A 21,112-nucleotide genomic window follows, 5' to 3' on the forward strand; every position below is an offset into this window, starting at 1 on the left:
TCACCTATAACTGAGGTTAAGGAAAACCTCGGCAGTCAGGCCCAACGGGGCGAAAGTCTGTGGCGCCGCCTAGAAGATTGCCCCGAAGTTGACGCGACCTTTCTGCTAGCAAACATCATACCCAGTATCCATCGAACCTTCCCCGTACACTGAGTGGACCACATCAAGGGGCTATTGACGTGGTGCCTTGGTGCGGTGTCATTGCGCCAGCCGGTGTAATGGCTACCTATAACTCAATAAGGAGGTTCTCATGGGAGGAAACGACCGTGACAACCGTCCGAGATCTGACCGGCAATACCGGGAAGGCCTGATGACGGGCCTGTTGATAGCCTTGGCCAACCAAGTTGGACAGGGATGGTCGACGGCCATTATCATCGGCCACACCGGTGCTGCTTGGTCTGAGTCTCAGGCGAGGCCGCTGATTCGTCAGCGGAACAGCCGGAACCTTTGACGGGTTCCGGCCCCTCGTCTTCACTTAAGCCTTGTGGAGTGAAATCCAGCGGAATGCCTACGCTGGGATATGGATAGACAGCTGGCTGCACTCGCTGCAGCCACCCACCAATGAAGGGAATTGCCATGACATTGTTCCGTCAGCTCGGACCGTTCTCCACCACCGCCATCGGTCACGGCGAAATGCCGCTGACCATCGAAAACAACCGCGGCCACGAGGTCGGCATCGAAACCCTGCACGCTTCGTTGGATGCCGGATGCCGCCATATCGACACCGCATGGGCCTATTACTGCTCCGGTGGCGAGGAGCAGACCGGCGAGAAGCTGGTGCGCGAGGCCCTTGAAACGTGGAAGGGTCCGAAGGATGAGGTACTGGTAGCCACCAAGGTGGGCCACTTCCGCAACTTCACCGACGACCGCCCCACGTGGGATGTGGATGGCCGTCCGGAGAATCTGATTCGCCGTGGCAAGGAGAGCGCACTGGCGCTCGGTGTCGATACCATCGACCTGCTGTACTTCCACCGTCCGGATCCGAAGGTGCCGTACAGCGAGTCCGTTGAGGCCATCAAGCAGCTGGTGGACGAGGGCGTGGCCCGCGAAGCTGGTATCTCCAACGCTTCCATTGAACAGATCGACATCGCACGTGGCATTCTCGGCGACAAGCTCGTGGCTGTGCAGAATCAGTACTCGCCTATTCACTTGCACACTCAGGACACGCTCGACTACTGTGCCAAGGTCGGTCTGGCATTCGTGTGCTGGAGCCCGCTCGGCGGCTACCGTCACCCCTATGACGAGACCAAGTTCGATCCGTTCCGCGAGGTCGCCGCGGCTCACGGCGTGAGCTACCAGCAGGTCGTGCTGGCGTGGGAGCTTGCCAAGGGCGATCACATGTTCGTGATTCCCGGAGCCCACCACCCCGAGACCATCCTCGACTCCCTCAAGGCTGACCAGCTCGAGCTCACCCCCGAAGAGCTCGCCAAGCTCGGCTGAGTGTTCCGGTTTCTTTGAGAATTTGGGCCACTGACTCATTAGTAGCGTCAGAAATTCAGGAAATCATCCCCATTCTCCTAAAATCCTGACGCTGACGGTGCCTGAGCGTCAGGATTTTAGGAAAATATCCTTACTTTCCTAAAAATCTGACACTGAGAAGATCGTAGCGTCAGGATTTTAGGAGATCACCTTTTATTTCCTGAATTTCTGACGCAAGAGTGTCGACAACAGCAATTTCGGAAGAGCGATTCATTGCGAAGGAGTAGTATGCGCAAGAAACTCATCCTCGACCTTGATACTGGCATCGACGATGCGCTCGCCATCGCCTATGCGCTAGGCAGTGCCGGAGACGCCGATCTCATTGGCATCACTGCCACATACGGCAACGTCGCCGTGCCTCTGGCCGCGCGCAATGCGCTTGCGGTGCTCCACGCATTTGGACGCGATGACATACCGGTGTATCCCGGCATCGACCATCCCATCGCACCCGCGAAGTTGCCATTGATGCGCGGCACCACGCCGGATGAACGTGCCGAAGCATACCGTCGTTGGCAGGAGGGCGGTGAGGACGGATGGCAGACCGATACTCCATGGTCGCCCAGCCCCGGTTCGGTTGCTGTACACCATCCCAATGGAATCGGCGGTGCAGTGCTGCCGGATTCTCCCAGGCAGCCCGAGGCGCCGGGCTCCGCAGTCGATTTCATCATCGCTGCCGCACGTGAATGCGGGCCGGATTTGACCATCGTACCTACCGGTGCAATGACCACTATGGCCACCGTGTTCCGTAATGCCCCGGATCTGAAGGATTCCGGCATCAACGTAACGTTGATGGGTGGTTCGCTGACACTACCGGGCAATGTAAGTCCTGCTGCCGAAGCGAACATCTCCCAGGATCCCGAGGCCGCTGATTACCTGTTCAAGTGCGGTGCCCGCACCACGATGATTGGCCTCGACGTGACTCATCAGACCGCGCTCACCCGCGAGAAAGCTCATGAATGGGCCGCTCTGGGAACGCCGGCCGGTGACTTCCTCGTCACCATGACCGATTACTACATCGATTTCTACGTAAAGAACCAGCCGGAAATCCACGGCTGCGGACTGCATGACCCGCTCGCTGTGGCTGCCGCGCTTGACCCATCATTGGTCACCACGTTCGGTTTCAACCTACAGGTCGATTTGGAGGGCCCGTTCCGTGGCCGCACCATTGGTGACCGTTCTCGAGTGCAAGACCCGGACAAGCACACGCAAGTGGCGCTCGGGGTCAACGTGCCGGCATTCCTTGACCGCTTCATGCAACGTGTCACCGCCGTGGTACGCGGGTGACGGACTGATATAACTGAGAGGCCTTCTGATCGATTCATCAGAAGGCCCCTCAACATTTGGTGGTAGATAAGAGTTACAGTCCAGGAATTAAACCGCCGGGCGGGTCAAGCGTCAGATACTGCTCGTCCAAATCGATTTCGGGCACCAGCGCTTCCACGAACGGCACCAGCGCGGTTTTCTCGATGACGTCCTCACCCTTGGAATCCTGACCGGTCACCACCGGCTCGACCAGACGAATCTTCAGCAGCGACTGGGCGGGGGAGTCGACCACGTCGACCACCTTGCCTACCACTTGACCAGCGGGCAGCCCTAGGCCATTGCCCTCGGACAGACGAGCCTCGAGGCCGATGAGATCCTTGGGATACCATTCGTCCGCCTCGAGCATCTCTTCCGCATCGTCGGCCTCGCCATACAGCTCGACGCCGTTCAGTGCCTCGGCGGCAGTACGATCATCCGTGCCCTCAAGTTTGAGAATCCAACGATCTTTGAATGTGCGCGAGTTCTCAACGATATACTCGGTTTCGCCATCCTGGCTGTAGAGCACGGAATCCGGCTCGAAGCGCCATTCGGGATCGTCGGTGTACAAGCGCACGGTGACTTCGCCCTTGAGCCCCTGCGCGCGGCCAATACGAGCGACCCTCAGCAACTCGAGCTGCTGAGGGTCGTCGTGCATGTCTTGCTCTGCCATGCTGTGAATCAATCCTTATCGGTTATCGACGGACGTCCATGATGTCGACGCGAACCTTGTGGTCGGACAATGCCTGCACCACGGTGCGAATCGCATTGGCGGTGCGGCCGCTGCGGCCGATCACGCGGCCGATGTCCTCCGGGTTCACGCGCACGCGAAGCAGTTCGCCGCGCGCATTCTCATGGGACTTGACGGACACATCGTCGGGAAAATCAACGATGTTCTTGATGAGGTGTTCCACAGCCTGTGCAAGCATGATTGCTAGCCTTTCGTTTCAGCTCAGGCCTCGGCCGGAGCTTCTTCAGCAGCCTCAGCCGGAGCTTCCTCAGCCGGGGTCTCCTCGGCGGCGGCAGCAGCTTCGGCCTCAGCCTTAGCCTTGGCGTCAGCCTCGGACTTGGCGGCCTTCAGCTTCTGAGCCTGGTTCTCGACGGCCGCAATGCGGGCCTCGGCATCCGGGCCGGCTTCAACGGTCTTCAGGGTGCCTTCAGCACCGTCAAGGCCCTTGAACTTCTGCCAGTCACCAGTGATGTTGAGCAGCTTGAATACGGGCTCGGACGGCTGAGCGCCGACGCCAAGCCAGTACTGAGCGCGGTCAGACTTGATCTGGATGGTCGAGGGCTGGGTGTTGGGGTTGTAGGTACCGATCTCCTCGATGACCTTGCCGTCACGCTTCTTGCGAGAATCGACGACCACCACGCGGTAGAAGGCGTAGAACTTCTTGCCCTGTCGCTTCAGACGAATCTTGGTTGCCAAAATGGCTCTCCTTGTAATAACTAGGTTTGTGGTTTCGCGGCTACCATGTGGGGCATGGCCCACCGGAATCCACGTGTCCTCGCGGCCCGGGGTGTAGAGGGCGCCACGCGCGCGCGAATAACTGGCCTATTATAGCGCGCAGGGCAGGACTGACGTGGTGAGTGTCGTGTGCGGTTTGCCGTGGCAGCGGATCGCGGGGATGCGATGTACGGCAGGCAGCTAACGAAGCGCCAGCGTGGCGACAAGTGCCAGATGATCGGTGTCCTTGATTTCGAACGACTTGACCTGTGATGGCCGCACTCCGGGGGTAAACAGCACGTGATCCAGCTCGATGCGTGGCCACTTGAGCCAGCGGGGGAACGTAAGGTTGGGGCCGGCCGCTTGGGTCAGGCTCGCGTCCTTGAAGCCAGACTTGAGCAGGGCACGGAAACTGGGGTGGTCGGTGCTTGAGTTGAGGTCGCCCATCACAACAGCGATGTTGTGATGGGCGATGGACCGAGCTTTGGTGATCTCTCGTAATCCTAGGATTCCGGCCGACCAGTCGGCACAGCCGCGCATAGGGGATTTCGGATGAGCCGAGCAGAAAGTGATGGTTCGGTCGGGGTGCGCTTGGGTTGTGGTGCTTGGGTTGGCAGCGATACGGATAGTGGTGCCATTGGTGGAGGTGCTGGCGGGCGGCATCTTGGCTTGATCTGCGATGCGCAGTGTGATGGCCGGCACGTCGGCAGCGGGGATGCTGACCACGTTGGGCACGGATGCGCCCGGCTCGTATGCGGAGTAGAGCACGTTGAAGCCGCCGTTGTCAGTGTCCTTGGCTTCGCCGAATTGATGATAGGGGAGCAGCTCGTTGAGACCTGCCTCGGTGAGGCGTGCGATGAGCTCGTCGGTGACCTCCTGCAATGCCAGCACGCTGATGCCGCGTTTGCGAATATTGGCGATGATGTCATTGGCGTCCGCGCGACCGTAACGGCAGTTCAGGGTCATGACGGTGAACTGAGTGGGGAGCGTGGTGCGGGTGGATTCCGAGGCCTTGGAAGATAGATTACTGGCTGCGTCTAGTGCTTCACGGCTTGTGCTGGCAGTACCGGAAGATGATGCAGCAGCAGAGGGTCCGGCGTTGGGGTCGCTTATATTATGGGTGTTTACATATGTTTCACGGGATGTTTCACGATTTGCGTCGATAGTGCTGGACGATACCGTGACAGTGGTGTCGGTGTTGCTGGAATTGTTTATATTCTGCGTATTCGCAGATGTTTCACGCGGTGTTTCACGGTGGGATTCCTTACGCTTGCCGGCGGGGTCGATTGACGTACCCCAATAGTTAAGTCGGTGCGAGCTTGCGAACAGTGCGGCCACGATAAGCAGCGACATAACGCTCCATTCGCGCTGCCACGCGGCGAATGCGGCCAAAACCACCAAAGGAACCCACAACAATGGCGTGAGCGCAATCATGTATGGCAACGGCATGCGGGCTTCAAGGCCGGCCGGCAGTGCGCTCAACGCCGTCCACAGCAGTGCGATGATCGCCACAGTGCCAAGGATTGTCGTCATTGGAGTTCCTTTCCGAATATGTCGAAAAATATGCTCCCGCTGGCGGGAGCCCCTCGACAATCAGCGACCGAACAAGCCGCCCAAACCGCCGCCGAGGTTCGGAGGCAGCTCAGTGCCGCCATCGACGTTGCCCATCATCTCTTCAAGGCCTGCAGGCAAGGCCGGATTCTGCGGCTTCTTGGCAAATGCGGAGCCGCCGGTGGAACCGTAGGACTTCTTGCCGGCCAGCTTGTCGCGCAATGCCTTCTCCTCGGCCTCGCGCTTCATCGGGTTGCCGGACTTGCCACCCTTCTTCTTGTTCTTGCCCTTCTTCTTACCGCCGCCCATCGCGGGGCCGCCGAAGCCGGGCATGCCGCCACCCATGCCGCCGCGGTTGGACATGCGCTTCATCATCTTTGCAGCCTGCTCAAAGCGCTGTAGCAGAGCGTTGACCTGCGAGACGGTCACACCTGAACCATAGGCGATACGGGCGCGGCGAGAACCGTTGATAATCGACGGATCACGGCGCTCTGCCGGGGTCATCGAGCGAATAATCGCCTCGGTGCGGTCGATCTCCTTCTCATCGAACTGCTCAAGCTCCTTGCGGTGCTGGGCCATGCCCGGAATCATGCCGAGCAGCGACTTCATCGAACCAAGCTTGCGCACCTGCTGCAGCTGATCGAGGAAATCATCCAAGCCAAAGGAACCCTCGGAGATCTTCTCGGCGGCCTTGCGGGCCTCCTCCTCGTCGAACTGCTTCTGAGCCTGCTCGATGAGCGTCATGATGTCGCCCATGTCGAGGATGCGCGATGCCATACGATCCGGGTGGAAGACCTCGAAGTCCTTCAGACCCTCGCCAGTGGAAGCGAACAGAATCGGCTTGCCGGTAACGGATGCCACGGACAGCGCGGCACCACCACGGGCGTCGCCATCGAGCTTGGAGAGCACCACGCCGGTGAAGTCCACGCCTTCATCGAATGCTTTGGCGGTCTTGACCGCGTCCTGACCGATCATCGCGTCGATGACGAACAGGATTTCATTGGGCTGCACGACGTCACGGATATCGCGTGCCTGCTTCATCAGCTCCTCGTCCACGCCCAAGCGACCGGCGGTATCGATGATCACCGTGTCATAAAGCTTCTGCTTGGCGAGTTCGATGGAATCGCGTGCCACCTTCACCGGGTCACCGGAAGTCTGGCCCGGAGCGGCCACAGCCTCGCCGCCGTCGGACTGCACGCCCTTCTCGGGGGCGTAGACGGGCACGCCGGCGCGCTCGCCGACCACCTGCAGCTGGGTCACGGCGTTCGGACGCTGCAAATCGGCCGCCACCAGCAGCGGCGTATGGCCGGAATCCTTGAGCCAATAGCCGAGCTTGCCGGCCAGCGTGGTTTTACCGGCACCCTGAAGACCTGCGAGCATGATGATCGTCGGCGGGTTCTTGGCGAAGTTCAGCGGGCGGTCCACGCCCTGACCGAGCACGTCGGTGAGCTCCTCATTGACGATCTTCACCACCTGCTGGGCGGGGTTGAGTGCCTCGGACACCTCGGTGCCCAGTGCGCGCTCGCGCACCTTGCCAGTGAAGGAACGCACCACGTCGAGCGCCACGTCGGCGTCGAGCAGCGCGCGGCGGATTTCGCGGATTGTGCCGTCGATATCCGCTTCGGAAAGCTTGCCCTTGCTCTTCAGATGCTTGAACGCATTCGAGAGCCTATCTGTCAAAGAACTAAATGCTGCCATAATGGGCAACAGTCTAGCCGCCACGCGGGAAATTCTATTTGCCGGGCAACGATTCTGCCGCCCATATCGGCGTTGTGTTGCGATGGTGCCGTTCGGTTGCCGGCGTTGGCGGAATCGTCACCAGACACCTAGTAGGCGAATGTCTTGCCATCCGCTCGTGGCGAAGCCAATCGAGTGCTTCCGTTACCATAGAAAATGTCAAGAATCCTGTGTTTTTTGGAATGCTTACGCTGTTTTGAAAATCCCTGGACACCGCTTATACGCAGACTGCCGTGCGCCCTCGCGAACTTAGGTCAACGACCAGACCCGTTGCGGGCCAACGCAGACATGCCGTGCAATAAGGAAGGCCCACCGATGCCCGCCCAAAAACTCCTTGAACGCAAAGCTCTGATCGTTGGCATAGTCGTCAACGTTCTTCAGGTGTTCGCCGGAATGGCTGTGTTCTTCATGACTGGCCTTAAGGCCATGTTCCTTGATTTCTCCTTCACCGCAATCTCCGTCCTTTCCGGACTGGTGGCGGTGTACCTTTCGACGCGCACGGTGCGTACCACTGAGCGCTTCCCCAATGGCCTATTCGCGTTGGAGCCTATCTACGCGATCTGCAAGGCCATCTTCACCATGTCGTTGTTGGTGTATTCGCTGATCGACGTGTGCCGAGTGGCTTATGACTACTTCGTGTTCGGGTCCGGCGAACGCATCGAAACCGGCCCGGTGGTCATTTACGAGATCCTGACCGTGATTGTCTGCTTCAGCCTGTACATGTACTATCGGCGCTCGAACCGTGCCATCGGCAACTCCAGCACCATGCTCACCGCCGAATGCAAAAGCACGCTGGTCGACGGCTCGATGTCCTTCGGCATTGGTGTGGTCGCCGTATTCCTGATGCTGCTGCCGGCTGGCGGACCGCTTGACTTCCTGCATTACACCGGCGATTTCTTCATCACCGTGGCGTTGGTGGTGTTGACCATCCGCGAACCGTTCAGCGTGCTGAAGGAGGCGTTCGTGGAATTGGTCGGTGGCGTGCATGACGACGACGAGACCAATGCCTACGTGGAAGCCGAGGCGCAGCGGCACCTGCCTGCCAATACCGAGTATGAGCAGACGCTGATTTTCAAAACCGGCATGAACTACACGGTGGATGTGTATTTGGCCGGCACTGGCGAGACCATCGATGTGTCTGATCTCATCGAACGCAAGCGCTCGTTGGAAAAGGAACTCGCCAAGCGCCTGCACCTCGTGGACGTAGACTTCGTTTTCGACTGATCGGCTGGTTTGATGGGGCTTTCGCCATTTCGAGGGGCTGATTTCGTCTTTCCCGGAGGTCTACTTCCGTTTCAAGGGGCTGCCTAAACTTCAAACTGAAAGTACAAATGGCTTAACGACACCGTCGTTAAGCCATTTGTAGTGTGCCTCTACTTGAGCGTCAGCCCCTTGAAACGGAAGTAGACCTCCGGAATCGGACAAATCAGCCCCTTGAAACGGGAATATCGTTGTTCGATGTCGCTAAGTGGCTACTTCAGGCTCCAGGTCGAGCCTTGCAGGCCGTCTTCGATGGTGATGCCGGCCTCGGCCAGCGTATCGCGAATCTGATCGGCCTTGGCAAAGTCCCTAGCCTTGCGGGCTTCGGCACGGGCATTGAGCTGTTCGGTAATAAGCGCTTCCAATGCGGCGTGCTCGGGGGTCTCGGTCGTGCCATCGCTGGCACCACCGGCAGCTCCGGCAGAGACCCACGGTTCGGCCAGCGGATCCAGTCCCAACGTGTCGAGCATTGCGCGCACGGCGAGCAGCGTCTCACGCACTTCGGCCTGCACGGCCTCGGAATCGGCGCGATCGGCAAGCTGCGAGAGCAGCGTATTGCCGGAACGAATGGTGGTGAAAATCGCGGCGGTCGCGCCGGAGACGTTGACATCGTCGTTCATCGCGGCCACGAAATCGGTGGGCAGGTCATCGGCGGATATGCCGGTAACCTCTTCGCGGGACGGTTGACCACCCAAGGCCACGCCGGCACGCTCGATGAAGTTCGAGACACGGTCGTATGCGGCCTGAGCCTCGACCAGTGCCTGATCGGACCATTCGAGCATCGAACGATATTGCACGGAACCCAGCGCGTAACGCACCACCCAAGCGGAGTTCTCAGCCAGCACAGACGGCACGGACAGGCCAGTGCCGAGAGACTTCGACATCTTCTCGCCCTTGGCGGTCACCCAAGCCGAGTGCATCCAGCGTGCGGCGGACGGGTAGCCAGCCGCACGGGTCTGGGCCATCTCGTTCTCATGGTGCGGGAAGCGCAGGTCCAAGCCGCCGCCGTGAATGTCGAATCCGTCGCCCAGATAACGATGGGACATGGCAGAGCATTCGATATGCCAGCCCGGACGTCCCACGCCGAACGGGGTTGACCAGCGAGCGTCCTCGGGGTCGGTATCCTTCGGAGCTTTCCACAGTGCAAAGTCGCGCGGATCATGCTTGTCGGGGGAGGCATCGGCCGGATCGACGGGGTTGTATTTGTCGTCGCCGGTGGCATCCACGGACGGGCCCATGCGGTCGGCCACGGCAGCTGCTTCATCGACCTCGGCGGTCTGCTTCTGGTGGGTCAGCTCGCCGTAATGCGGCCAGGAGGCCACGTCGAAGTACACGTTGCCGGTGGGCTTGCCATCCGCATCCGTGACCACATAGCCATGGCCGTTGTCGAGAATGCGCTGAATCAGATCGATCATGTCCGACATATGGCCGGTGGCGCGGGGCTCCACGGTGGGCGGCAGCACGCCAAGCGTGTTGTACGCCTCGGTGAATTCGCGCTCATAGTAGTAGGCGCGGGCCCACCAGCGCTGACCGGCGGTTGCGGCCTTGTCGAGAATCTTGTCGTCGATGTCGGTCACATTGCGCACGAACGTGACCTTGTATCCGAGCTTCAAGAACCAGCGGCGCACGATGTCGAACGCTACGGCGGCACGGATATGGCCGATATGCGGGGAAGACTGCACGGTGGCGCCACACACGTAGATGCCGACCTCGCCCGGCTTGAGCGGCACGAAATGACTGACCTGGTGCGAGGCGGTGTCATACAGATTCAGGCCTTCTGCGGCCTTGGCGACATGCACCGGCGTCAGGCTTGAAGGCATGACGGAAATGTTGAAATCCTGCGGTTCTTGGCTGTTTCCCATAACGCTCAAGCGTAGGGTCCGAACCAGACATGCTGAATCGTTACTCGAAGAGCTTGATGAACGCTTCACAGGCGGGGCCCGAACGAGGTGACAGACGGATGAGAAGCGGGACAACAGTCTCGCGAGAACACGTCTTTGACCGCTGCGGAAACTGCGAGATTCATGGATTTGCCCTGCCTGTTACGCAAACGGGGAACGCTCGTGCCACAATAGAAGTCATGGCCACACCACAAGTGCTCATTTTGCAACATGTCCCATGGGAACGTCCGGGACGCATATTGTCGAACCTCGAAGACATCGGTCTTGAGACGGTGACGATGAATATCGTCGACAAAAAGAAACCGGACTTGCCTGATTTCGGCGAACTGGCTGGCGTGGTAATCATGGGTGGACCTATGGGAGCGCTTGATTACGACAAGTATCCGGGGCTGAAGGCGGAAGCCAAGTTGGCACGTGCCGCCGTGGCTTCAGGCAAGCCGATTCTCGGTGTATGCCTGGGGCATCAGATTATCGCCACTGCGCTTGGTGCGCAGCTGCGCAAGGGCGATGCGCCGGAGATTGGGTTCGCGCCGATCAAGCGTGTGGACAAGCATGACTTCTTCTCCATGTGGGATAAGCAGCTGACGGTGCTGCACTGGCATAACGACGTGGTGGGTTTGCCCGAGGGAGGCCAGCTGCTGGCGCGTTCGTCTTCCACCAAGGTGCAGGCATTCCGACTGGGATCCGCGCTGGGCATGCAGTTCCATCTTGAGGTGTGCGGCTCGCTGCTGGACGAATGGCTGGATGAGCCGAGCATGGTCAAGGATCTCAAGGCCGCGGGTGGGTCCAAGTCCCAATTGCGCGAGCAATTCGCCCAATACGATCAGCTACTGCATCCGCTCGCCGAGCAAGTGTTCTCCGGTTTTGCGGCCCGCTGCAACTCCTACGCTCAGACGCTGGGCAAATAACCTATAACCAGAAAAAGTAATGCACCGCGTTCATGACGCGGTGCATTACTTTTATCGACAGTCCTTACACCATGACTGGTTACGGATAGTATCATTCCCCATATTTCGGTAACCGAAATCACTTAGTGGTTTTTCTTTTCCGCAATGAGGGCACATGCGCGTAGGCTCACTGCCGTTGTATCCTTGAGTCTGAATTACAGGGCGTTTATCATTAACCATGATCAAGCCTCCTTTTGATGCTGATACTATGACTTAGTATATATCGTACAATGAATTATTCAAATTCCTCAGTAGTATCGGGAAGCGTGACTATCCATCGTAGCCAGCCAGAGACGCTGGAAGCTCTACGATATAGAGTAGTTGCATCTTTACAAACATTATAGCGCCTCATCCTATCAATTATAGCTTCGCGAGAGGGGAACTCCCCAGTGTCGATGATTTGCGAAAGAAGATCGTGAAAAATGTTATGTCTGACGATTAACTTAATGAGCTCTAATCTGCGTTCGCGAAGTTTCAAGCGCATTAATTTGATGCCTGTCAAGGAAAGTTGTGAATGACCTCGCAACGGTCTCTCGATTACTCCGAGATATTCTCCTGCCGATGAATAATATGATGCTTGACGAATGTCAAATTCCATAGATGATGCAATTTCAGCAGAAGTCATATTGGGTACTTTATCTAATTGTTCTATTAGGGAAATCAACCGTGTGAATAAATCTGCTTGAATAAATGGTATCGATGTATCGTCGTAATTGTCGTCTATTTCTGGTGAATTCGAATCGATAATTCTTTGTATGTCGTCCCATGAAATTGCAGAAGACTGAAAAGAATAATTTCTCTGTTGAATTAGATGAATTGACGAATAATCATCCTCTTTAGCAAATTCATATTCATATAAGTGATATATTGAATCGATATACTGCGAAAAGACCAAACGGATTGGTTTCCTTACGCGTTCACACCACAATCGATATGGAAAATACAATTGCCTTATGTGAAAATCTGGATGAGGTACATTCTTTGCCTCCATAATAATTATGGAATCATCGTTTTCAAATCCTCCGTCGATCTCCAGTTGAGCGCTCTGGACATCCACCTGCCGCTTGCCGCCGTTGGTGAGATTGACAGTAAATGAGAAATCATTAGTTCCCATTCGACCATTGAAAGTTTCCACTGTATTATTTGTGCCTAAGAAGTCATCAAGTATACCAGTGATGAGCATTGCATTGATCGCATTGGATTCAGTGGACAGATTGTTGAAATCAATAGATTCCAGTGGTAAGGGAGGGACGTACTTTACTGTATTTATATCATTTTCCGGGAATGGCTGATACAGCTTGAAATTGGAAAGCACGTAAGCAGAACGGGAGACTGGTAATATATTGATATCAGATTTCTTTAATATCGTAGGAAGACTTTCGCTCGAGTCCCATTTTGCCATAAGTCGTGGCTCTCGATATTTCTTAATATCCTTAGCCTGTATGATGAATTCCCCATGTTGTTTTATTGCATTATCTATTTGATATTCCTGTATCAGATCGGTCCAAGCTTTATTGGCTTTATCTTCCATCGATTAGTACTTCCTTAATTGCTCCTCGTCGGTCGGCTCTAGAATTAATCGAACGATTCGCTGATACAGAGATGATTTTGTAATCTTTATATAGCTCTCTGATTTCTTCACAATCCGAATTTGATTCGAGGAATTTGATTCCCTGCGACGCAAGCTTGTCGCAGTTATTTTTTAGACGCAATTGCTCGTTGTAATCGAATCCTCCCTCTGTATAACCGGTAAAGGATGCAGAGGATGATATGGGCATATATGGAGGGTCTAAATATACAAACGAATCCTTATCAAGATTTTGCAGGGCTAATTCGTAATCGCCACATAATATCTTTATATTTCCGGACAGATATTTTGCTAATGCTCGTATGGCTGGTCTATTTTCTATTGCTGGGTTATTGTAGCGACCATATGGAGAATTGAATTGTCCGGCAGAATTGACCCTGTATAAGCCGTTAAAACATGTTTTATTCAAATAGATAATTCTTGCGGCGCGTTGCACTGGGCTTCTTTCTTTAAAATTTGGTTCGCGATCTTGTGCTCTTATAGAATAAAAATAATCTGAACTATTTTTTTCAGCATGGCTATGAAGGAGATCAAGTAATTCATCAGTGTGATCTCGTACGCATTCGTACACATTTATTAATTCACTGTTGTAATCGTTGATGATAGCATTCTCTGGTTGTTTTGCCAGGAGAACAGCTCCACCGCCTACGAAGGGCTCTACATATGTTGAGGATTCTGGTATTAGAGGCAAAATCTGATCTAAAAGTTGTCTTTTACCTCCAACCCATTTGAGAACGGGTTTTAGGAGTATTTTTTTAGCCATGATATTCTCCTCTTTTGCCGATCTTTCTATTATAGTAGGTTGTTGAGACATATTCTTGGGAGTCCTATGGCCTGTGGTGGCGCTACATTGGTGAGTCATGCCGACTTATGACATTGGACTGGAACACGTTTCGCTCGCCTTCGCCACCAAAACCATCTTCACCGATGTGACCCAAGGTGTATTCGAGGGCGACCGTATCGGCATTGTCGGTAAGAACGGCGACGGCAAATCCACGTTGCTTCACCTGTTCCGCGGCACCCAGGAGCCGGACTCCGGCCGCGTGACGAAGCGCGGTGGACTCACCTTCGGCATGCTCGACCAGCGCGATCCACTTGACGACAACGCCACCATCCGCGAAGCCGCATTGGAAGGCCGCGCGGACTACGAATGGGCGTCCGACAACACCTCGCGCGAGATCGTGGAAGCCCTGCTCGGCGGCATGAGCCTGGACGCCAAGGTCGGATCCCTGTCCGGCGGCCAACGTCGCCGCGCCGATCTGGCTCGACTGCTGCTTAAGGACTGGGATATTCTCGCGCTCGACGAGCCCACCAACCATCTTGATGTGGTCACCATCCACTGGTTGGCCGAGCACCTGAAGAACCGTTGGTCCAAAGGTCAGGGCGTATTGCTGCTCGTCACCCACGACCGTTGGTTCTTGGACGAAGTGTGCGAATCCATGTGGGAGGTTCACGACGGCGTGATTGAGCCGTTCGAAGGCGGGTATTCGGCATACATGCTGCAGCGCGTCGAGCGCGATCGTCAGGCCGACGTGCGCGAGACGAAGCGCCGCAATCTGGCACGCAAGGAGCTTGCATGGCTGTCCCGCGGCGCCCGCGCTCGCTCCACCAAGCAAAAGTTCCACGTCAAAGCCGCCCGTGAGCTCATCGCCGATGTGCCGCCGATGCGCAACACGGTTGAGCTCAAGCAAATGGCCACCTCCCGCCTTGGCAAGCAGGTGGTCGACCTCATCAACGTCACACAGATTTTTGAACACACGCAGGGCATGGCCGAGATAGACCCGGACGTGGCGGCGCTTGCCGACTCGGCCTCACGTGTGGACGTGGTGAACGCCATGTATGCCGAGCCGCAGCTGCATGGTTCCGTTGAGGTGGCCGTCACCGATATGGACGATCCCCGATTGGTTGATGCGGGTGTGCCCGAAGCCATCGAGGCCGCGGCCAAGGCGCGTGAAGCGGAGGCCAATGCGCCGAGCGACATCGAGCGTGAGGTTCGCCGCCAGAACACCGGTGGCGAGACCATCGGCAGCGATGCCCTTGACGAGGAAGCCGCGACATCCGCCGCACGCAAAGTCACCGTGTCCGGCCGTGAGATTCTCGATGACGTGACATGGCTGATCGGTCCGGGCGACCGTTTCGGCATCGTCGGCGCTAATGGTGCCGGCAAGTCCACGCTGCTCAAGCTCATCGATGGCACGCTTACCCCGACCGTGGGCCACGTGAACATCGGCAAGACCGTGAAGTTCGCCGTTCTTTCCCAGCGTTTGGACGAGCTGGAGAAGCTGGGCCAGTACAAGATTAAGGAAGTGCTGAGCCGCTATAAGCCCAGCTACATCGTGGAGGGTAAAGAAGTCACTCCGGGCCAGCTTATGGAGCGGCTTGGCTTTGAGTCCGCACAGCTGATGACGCCGATTCGTGACCTGTCCGGCGGCCAAAAGCGCCGCATGCAATTGCTGCTGATTCTGCTGGATGAGCCGAATGTGCTCATCATGGACGAGCCCGGCAACGATTTGGATACTGACATGCTCGCTGTAATGGAAGACCTACTCGACACCTGGCCGGGTACCCTGATCGTGGTTTCCCACGACCGTTACCTGCTTGAGCGCGTCACTGACCAGCAGTTCGCATTGATCGGCGGCAAGGTGCGCCATCTGCCTGGTGGCGTGCAGGATTACCTTGACATGGTTGAGGACCTCAAGAACGGCAAGGGGCTTCCGGAGGATAGGGCCGGCTTTGCTGGGACTGGTGGGTCATCGGCCAAGCGTGGGGCACAGGGTAAGGGTTCTGCGGCTGAGTCTCTCCCTCAGTCGACTTCTTCGGAGGGAGCTCAAGATTCGGCTGAGCCAAAGCTGAGCGGCAAGGCATTCCATGAGGCGTCCAAGCGTGTGAACGCCATCGAGCGCAAACTTGCCAAGTTGGAAGAACAGAAATCCGACCTCGAGGCGCAGATGGCCAGCCATGACCCGAGCGACTACGAAGGCCTCAACAAGCTCAACGAACAGCTCACCGCAGTCAACAGCGAAAGCGATGACCTCGAAGCCGAATGGCTCGAGCTCTCCGAACAGTTGGAGTAGCCGGGGAACGCAGTGTGGTCTGCTGCGAAGCGTGATTTGCTGTGGGGATCCCCCTCAGTTACCTCCGGTGACAGCTCTCCTCAGAGAGGGGAGCCAAAGTGCATACCGAACCGCCCTTCGTTGGTTCTATGAGCTGTCCGTTAGCCTTTGTATTCCCAAGGATTGATGAGTTCCACGCCGGTGCCTTCGAAGTCCTTGGTGTTACGTGTGGCCACACTTGCTCCCCAAGAGCGGGCAATTGCCGCAATCATGGCATCTTGGATACTTGTAGGTTTGCCCCTGCGCTCGCGTCCAATGAAGATGGTTGCATAATTGGCAGCTGCTTGGGTGTCGAATGCGAATGTTCTATCTGCTAAGGTCATAAGCTCAAGCTTGATGGTTGTGTCCGTGTACTTTCGTCGTTTGCCCTCAGGCATTTGACATATTCCGGCCAACAACTCGGCTACGGTGATGGCAGTGGTCGCCAAATTGCTTGTATCTTGGTTTCTCAGCCAATTGGCAACGTGCTCGTCTGGCTGTTTCTTAATGATTTCGCTGATGACGTTGGTGTCCAAAATAATCATGGTTACGACCTATTCAAAGGTCACTGGTGGTCGGGAATCATCAGGATTTCGTTCAGGCGCTGGAATCTCTCCTTCTTCGAGCCCATCAAAATCTATTTTTTCCATGAATTCACGGATCTCGTCATAAAAATTGGTCTTTCGTGTCATTTCGTGTGCCACCGTGCCGGCCAACCATTCTTCAAGAATGGACCGCACCTGAGATTCCATGGAGCGATTGTTCTTTTCGGCCACTTCCTTGAGCTGTTGAATTTGTTCATCGGGTATTTTTCGGATGGTCAGTGTTGCCATAATGCACCTCCTTGTTGCTGTCATAATGCTAGCAAATGGTGCTGTCATTATGCATGCAGATGGGGTTGCGAGGTGCGCATACAAAAAGGGCGGATATGCGTTGTACATATCCGCCCTTTGGATTTGGTCTTGCAAGCTCCCCTCGGACGGAGGGAAGCCAGAGAAAATCAGCGACCGGTGACTTCGGAGCCGACGACCTTTTCGCTTAAGGCGTGCGGGCCACGGGTTACGGCGACTGCGCCGGAACGAACCAGCTCGATGACGCCGTAATGCTCCAGAAGCCCCAGCAGAGCGTCGATCTTGCCTTCAGCGCCAGTCGCCTCGATGGTCAGCGATTCCGGGTTCACATCCACTACGCGCACGCGGAACAGGCGCACAATCTCCAGTACGTCGGAACGGTTGGACTGATCGGCGGACACCTTGATCAGCACCAGCTCGCGCTCCACGGTGGAATTCGGGTCAAGTTCCACAATCTTCAGCACGTGCAGCAGCTTGTTGAGCTGCTTGATGATTTGCTCGAGCGGCACAGCCTCCACGTCGGCGGTCACCGTGACACGGGAGATGTCCGGGCGCTCGGTGGGGGAGACGGACAGAGAGTTGATGTTGAACGCGCGGCGGGCGAACAAGCCGGCGATGCGGGCCAGCACACCTGGGCGGTTCTCCACCAGAACAGAGAGTGTATGACGCTCGGAACCGGGACGAGATGCAGGATAGTTAGTAGCCATGATGATTCTCCTCTCCTCAGTGCTCGTTCGCGGCGGTCGTGGTCTCGTGCTCGAACACGCCAGTCGCATGTTCGTCCGGGCCGGTGCCTGGAGCCGGGGTCCCGCCGGTCAGCGGTTTGATACCGGGCTTGTAAATCACCTCATCGTTTGAGGCGCCTGCGGCAACCATCGGCCACACCATGGCGTCCTTCCATACGCGGAAATCAATGAGCACCGGACGGTCGTTGATCTGGTTCGCCTTCTCGATGGCGGCAATCGCCTCATCTTCAGTGAACGCGCGGATGCCGACACAACCATAGGCTTCGGCCAGCTTGATGAAGTCAGGCACCTCGATCGGAACCGAATCATCGGCCAGGTGCCCGGCACCATCGGTACCGTGAGCCTCGCCATCCAACAGGTTGGTCTGCGAGTAGTGGTGCTCGTAGAACAGGGTCTGCCACTGGCGAACCATGCCGTACACGGAGTTGTTGAGGATTGCGATCTTTACCGGAGCGTGGTCCAAGAATGCGGCCGCCAGCTCTTCGGACGTCATCTGGAAGGAGCCGTCGCCATCAATCAGCCACACCGGCTTCTTGCCTTCAAATTTACGGGCGGAACCCACGGATGCGCCGATGGCTGCCGGCAGGCCGTAGCCCATCGTGCCCAAGCCGCCGGAGGAAATCCAGGAGTGCTGGTTCTCGAAGTCAATGAACTGCGAAGCCCACATCTGGTGCTGGCCCACGCCGGTCACCCAGATGGTGGAGGAGTCGGCCAGCTCGGAGAGCTTCTTGATGACCCACTGAGGGGCCAGCGAGCCGTCGGTCGGCTTGTCCCACGTCATCGGGTATTCCTTGCGCCAGCCATCAATTGCCTTCCACCAGGGAGCCAGGTTCGGCTTGCCTTGAATGGCTTGCGTGCGCTCGATTTCAGGAATCAGATCGTCCAGCACGGCGGCCACATCGCCCACAATCGGCACGTCGGGCTGACGATTCTTGCCGATTTCCGCCGGATCGATATCGATGTGGATTACGCGGGCGGTGGGGGCGAAAGCATCCAGCTTGCCGGTCACGCGATCATCGAAACGGGCGCCAATAGCCACGAGCAGATCGGCGCGCTGCACCGCACCGGTGGCGGCGATGGTGCCATGCATGCCCAGCATGCCGAGGTTCTTCGGGTCGGTGTCCGGGATGATGCCGCGCGCGGGCAGGGTGGTGACCACGGGGGCGCCGGTCAGATCGGCCAGAGCCTTGACCTGAGCGCCGGCGTTGGCACGGGCCGCGCCGCCGCCCACGTACAGCACCGGGCGGTAGGACTGGGAGAACAGCTTGGCGGCATCGGATAGTACGCGACCGTGCGCCTTGGTGGTGGGATTGTAGCCGGGCAGAATCATGCGCTGCGGCCATGAATAATACATATCACCGGTTTGTGCGGTCTTGGTCAGATCCACTACCACCGGGCCGGGGCGGCCGGTGCTGGCGATGTGGTACGCCTCGGAGAGCACGCGAGGAATATCCTGCGCGCGGGTCACTAGGAAGGAATGCTTGGACACCGGGTAGGTGATGCCCACGATGTCCGCCTCCTGGAAGGCGTCGGTACCAATGGCCTGAACGCCCACCTGACCGGTGATAACCACCATCGGCACGGAATCCATGTTCGCGTCGGCGATGGCGGTGACCACGTTCGTGGCACCCGGGCCGGAGGTCACCAGGCACACGCCCACCTTGCCAGTGGCCAGCGCATAGCCCTCGGCGGCATGGCCGGCGGCCTGCTCGTGGCGCATGAGCACGAAACGGAACTTCGTGCTGTCGTTGATCTGATGGTAGACGGGCAGGATCGCGCCGCCGGGGATACCGAAGACGTCCTCGACGCCGAGATCCTCCAGCGAACGCACCAGCGCCTGGGCGCCGGTCATCTTCTCTCCATCGATAATGGTCTGCTGGTCAGTGGCCGCGTGGGTTTTCGGCACACCACTGAATGCCTGCAAAGGCGTGGGTAAAGCCATGATTCCTCTCACCTCGTAAATCAACTGCGAGCGTCGGTTGGCCGTAGGGTGGAAGCCAGGCGCTCACGTATGTTCCAGCCGCGTGTGCCGGTGCTTGTGGCTCCGACGCGGCTCGTCGCTCGTGTTGGTATCAGTCTATTCGTAAATCCGACAGCCGGCTTACTTAGTCCGCGTCTTGAGAGCGTCCAGTGCTTTCCATCCGGCTTCGGCTGCGGCAAGCTGTGCTTTGCGCTTGCTGGAGCCCTTGCCGGTGCCGATGATTTCGGGATTATCGCCCAAAGTGACTTTGGCAGTGAAAATCTGTGCGTATTCGGGGCCGGACACTTCCATGTGGTACACCGGTTCGGCCTTGCCCAGATGATGTGCCTTGACGGTCAGCGAGGTTTTCCAGTCGAGCGCCGGGCCTTCGGTGGCCACCTCCGCCAAGGTGTCGTCAATGAGCCGATGAATGACCTTGCGGGCCTCATCAATACCGTGTTCCAGGAAGGTGGCGCCGATAAGCGATTCGACGATGTCGCACAGAATCGAGTTCTTTTCGGCACCGCCCTGCTCGGCCTCACCGTGGCCCAGCAGAATGTAGGGGCCCACTTTGAGCTTGGTTTTGGCGATGGCGCTCAGCGCGTCCTCCGAGACGGCTTTGGCGCGCATCTTGGCCAGCTGCCCCTCGTTCATGTCCGGGTGAATGGTGAACAGCGTTTCGGTGGTGACCAGCTCCAGCACGGCATCTCCCAGGAACTCGAGACGTTCGTAGTTGGACACGCCGGGGTGCTCATGCGAGAAGGAGCGATGGGTCAACGCTTGCACCAGCAGGTCTGGGCTGATAGTGGTGCCCAATGCCTCCAGCAGTTCGTTGGCCGGAGCTTGGCGGTCAGCCGTTTCTTGCTGTGTGGTCTTCTCGCTCATATGTTCTTCATCCTTCGCGCGATGTGCTGTGTGTATTGAGGTCTATGTATAGGTGCAAGCACCGGTATGTGGCGTCTTGTGTTTGCGGTGCGTGGGCAATCGAGTGATATGCGAAAGCCCCGCCACCCGTCGATGGCAGGGCTTTCTATATCAAGCCGTTATCGCAGGACTCACTTGGTGTGAGCCGGCTGGATGGCGGAGCGGTAGGTGCGGCCGCGGAAGGAACCGCAGCTCGGGCAGGCCATGTGCGGCAGAGCCGGAGCGCCACAGTTCGGGCAGCTCACGGTTGCGGTAGCGGTGGCCTTCCAGTTCGCGCGACGCGAGTGCGTGTTAGCGCGCGAGGTCTTGTACTTAGGCAGTGCCATTTGAGTA

General features: G+C 57.3%; 20 protein-coding genes. 6 read left to right on the forward strand and 14 right to left on the reverse strand.

The genetic code is table 11. The features are described 5' to 3' along the window. Positions 1–250 precede the first annotated feature (250 nt). The 3 genes from BBBR_RS10825 (at position 251) to BBBR_RS01640 (ending at position 2,763) form a co-directional block, all read left to right on the forward strand. A complete protein-coding gene (locus tag BBBR_RS10825) occupies positions 251–451 on the forward strand; it encodes a hypothetical protein (RefSeq protein ID WP_003828237.1) in 201 nt (66 codons plus the stop codon). Positions 452–576: 125 nt separating this feature from the next. Beyond that, positions 577–1,440, forward strand: a complete 864-nt coding sequence (locus BBBR_RS01635; protein WP_025262755.1) for an aldo/keto reductase — start codon at positions 577–579, stop codon at positions 1,438–1,440. Between the two features lie 267 nt (positions 1,441–1,707). Then, positions 1,708–2,763, forward strand: coding sequence for a nucleoside hydrolase (locus BBBR_RS01640; protein WP_003828239.1), 1,056 nt, complete (start codon positions 1,708–1,710; stop codon positions 2,761–2,763). A gap of 73 nt (positions 2,764–2,836) precedes the next feature. Here BBBR_RS01640 and rimM read toward each other — a convergent pair whose 3' ends face one another. The 5 genes from rimM to ffh all read right to left on the reverse strand — a co-directional run bounded on the left by rimM (position 2,837) and on the right by ffh (position 7,471). Further along, on the reverse strand, positions 2,837–3,451 hold the full coding sequence (rimM, locus tag BBBR_RS01645; protein WP_003828240.1) for a ribosome maturation factor RimM: 615 nt from the start codon (positions 3,449–3,451) through the stop codon (positions 2,837–2,839). A gap of 22 nt (positions 3,452–3,473) precedes the next feature. After that, the gene (locus BBBR_RS01650) at positions 3,474–3,707 is read right to left on the reverse strand and encodes an RNA-binding protein (RefSeq protein ID WP_003828241.1); all 234 of its coding nucleotides are present in this window, start codon (positions 3,705–3,707) and stop codon (positions 3,474–3,476) included. 23 nt (positions 3,708–3,730) lie between these two features. Beyond that, on the reverse strand, positions 3,731–4,204 hold the full coding sequence (gene rpsP, locus BBBR_RS01655; RefSeq protein WP_003828242.1) for a 30S ribosomal protein S16: 474 nt from the start codon (positions 4,202–4,204) through the stop codon (positions 3,731–3,733). Positions 4,205–4,423: 219 nt separating this feature from the next. Further along, positions 4,424–5,755, reverse strand: a complete 1,332-nt coding sequence (locus BBBR_RS01660) for an endonuclease/exonuclease/phosphatase family protein (RefSeq protein WP_003828243.1) — start codon at positions 5,753–5,755, stop codon at positions 4,424–4,426. A gap of 60 nt (positions 5,756–5,815) precedes the next feature. Then, entirely contained in the window at positions 5,816–7,471 is a 1,656-nt protein-coding gene (ffh, locus tag BBBR_RS01665) for a signal recognition particle protein (protein WP_003828244.1), read from the reverse strand. A gap of 354 nt (positions 7,472–7,825) precedes the next feature. On the opposite strand from ffh, the gene BBBR_RS01670 reads away from it, so the two are divergent. Continuing rightward, on the forward strand, positions 7,826–8,734 hold the full coding sequence (locus BBBR_RS01670; RefSeq protein ID WP_003828246.1) for a cation transporter: 909 nt from the start codon (positions 7,826–7,828) through the stop codon (positions 8,732–8,734). Between the two features lie 248 nt (positions 8,735–8,982). Here BBBR_RS01670 and cysS read toward each other — a convergent pair whose 3' ends face one another. Further along, on the reverse strand, positions 8,983–10,632 hold the full coding sequence (gene cysS / locus BBBR_RS01675) for a cysteine--tRNA ligase (protein ID WP_003828247.1): 1,650 nt from the start codon (positions 10,630–10,632) through the stop codon (positions 8,983–8,985). A 218-nt stretch (positions 10,633–10,850) separates the two neighbouring features. On the opposite strand from cysS, the gene BBBR_RS01680 reads away from it, so the two are divergent. Next, complete coding sequence (locus tag BBBR_RS01680; RefSeq protein WP_025262758.1) at positions 10,851–11,579, forward strand: type 1 glutamine amidotransferase; 729 nt, start codon at positions 10,851–10,853, stop codon at positions 11,577–11,579. Positions 11,580–11,853: 274 nt separating this feature from the next. Here the strand turns inward: BBBR_RS01680 and BBBR_RS01685 are convergent, their stop codons facing one another. Then, entirely contained in the window at positions 11,854–13,149 is a 1,296-nt protein-coding gene (locus BBBR_RS01685) for a type II restriction enzyme (protein ID WP_003828249.1), read from the reverse strand. Next, positions 13,139–13,969: a DNA adenine methylase gene (locus BBBR_RS10040; protein ID WP_162832097.1), complete on the reverse strand. Its 831-nt coding sequence runs from the start codon at positions 13,967–13,969 to the stop codon at positions 13,139–13,141. The genes BBBR_RS01685 and BBBR_RS10040 overlap by 11 nt, the downstream gene beginning before the upstream one ends. 97 nt (positions 13,970–14,066) lie before the next feature. On the opposite strand from BBBR_RS10040, the gene BBBR_RS01690 reads away from it, so the two are divergent. Then, entirely contained in the window at positions 14,067–16,280 is a 2,214-nt protein-coding gene (locus BBBR_RS01690) for an ABC-F family ATP-binding cassette domain-containing protein (RefSeq protein ID WP_003828251.1), read from the forward strand. A 140-nt stretch (positions 16,281–16,420) separates the two neighbouring features. Here the strand turns inward: BBBR_RS01690 and BBBR_RS01695 are convergent, their stop codons facing one another. The 6 genes from BBBR_RS01695 to rpmF form a co-directional block, all read right to left on the reverse strand. Next, complete coding sequence (locus BBBR_RS01695; protein ID WP_003828252.1) at positions 16,421–16,843, reverse strand: type II toxin-antitoxin system VapC family toxin; 423 nt, start codon at positions 16,841–16,843, stop codon at positions 16,421–16,423. Positions 16,844–16,852: 9 nt separating this feature from the next. Next, positions 16,853–17,131, reverse strand: coding sequence for a FitA-like ribbon-helix-helix domain-containing protein (locus tag BBBR_RS01700; RefSeq protein ID WP_003828253.1), 279 nt, complete (start codon positions 17,129–17,131; stop codon positions 16,853–16,855). Between the two features lie 167 nt (positions 17,132–17,298). Continuing rightward, on the reverse strand, positions 17,299–17,856 hold the full coding sequence (ilvN, locus tag BBBR_RS01705; protein WP_019727819.1) for an acetolactate synthase small subunit: 558 nt from the start codon (positions 17,854–17,856) through the stop codon (positions 17,299–17,301). Between the two features lie 16 nt (positions 17,857–17,872). Further along, positions 17,873–19,837 (reverse strand): acetolactate synthase large subunit, encoded by a 1,965-nt coding sequence (locus BBBR_RS01710; protein ID WP_003828256.1) that lies wholly within the window; start codon positions 19,835–19,837, stop codon positions 17,873–17,875. Between the two features lie 159 nt (positions 19,838–19,996). Beyond that, positions 19,997–20,740, reverse strand: a complete 744-nt coding sequence (gene rnc, locus BBBR_RS01715) for a ribonuclease III (protein ID WP_003828257.1) — start codon at positions 20,738–20,740, stop codon at positions 19,997–19,999. Positions 20,741–20,910: 170 nt separating this feature from the next. Continuing rightward, the gene (gene rpmF, locus BBBR_RS01720) at positions 20,911–21,105 is read right to left on the reverse strand and encodes a 50S ribosomal protein L32 (RefSeq protein WP_003828258.1); all 195 of its coding nucleotides are present in this window, start codon (positions 21,103–21,105) and stop codon (positions 20,911–20,913) included. Between the last annotated feature and the right edge of the window lie 7 nt (positions 21,106–21,112).

This window comes from Bifidobacterium breve DSM 20213 = JCM 1192 (genome assembly GCF_001025175.1).
Taxonomy (GTDB): domain Bacteria; phylum Actinomycetota; class Actinomycetes; order Actinomycetales; family Bifidobacteriaceae; genus Bifidobacterium; species Bifidobacterium breve.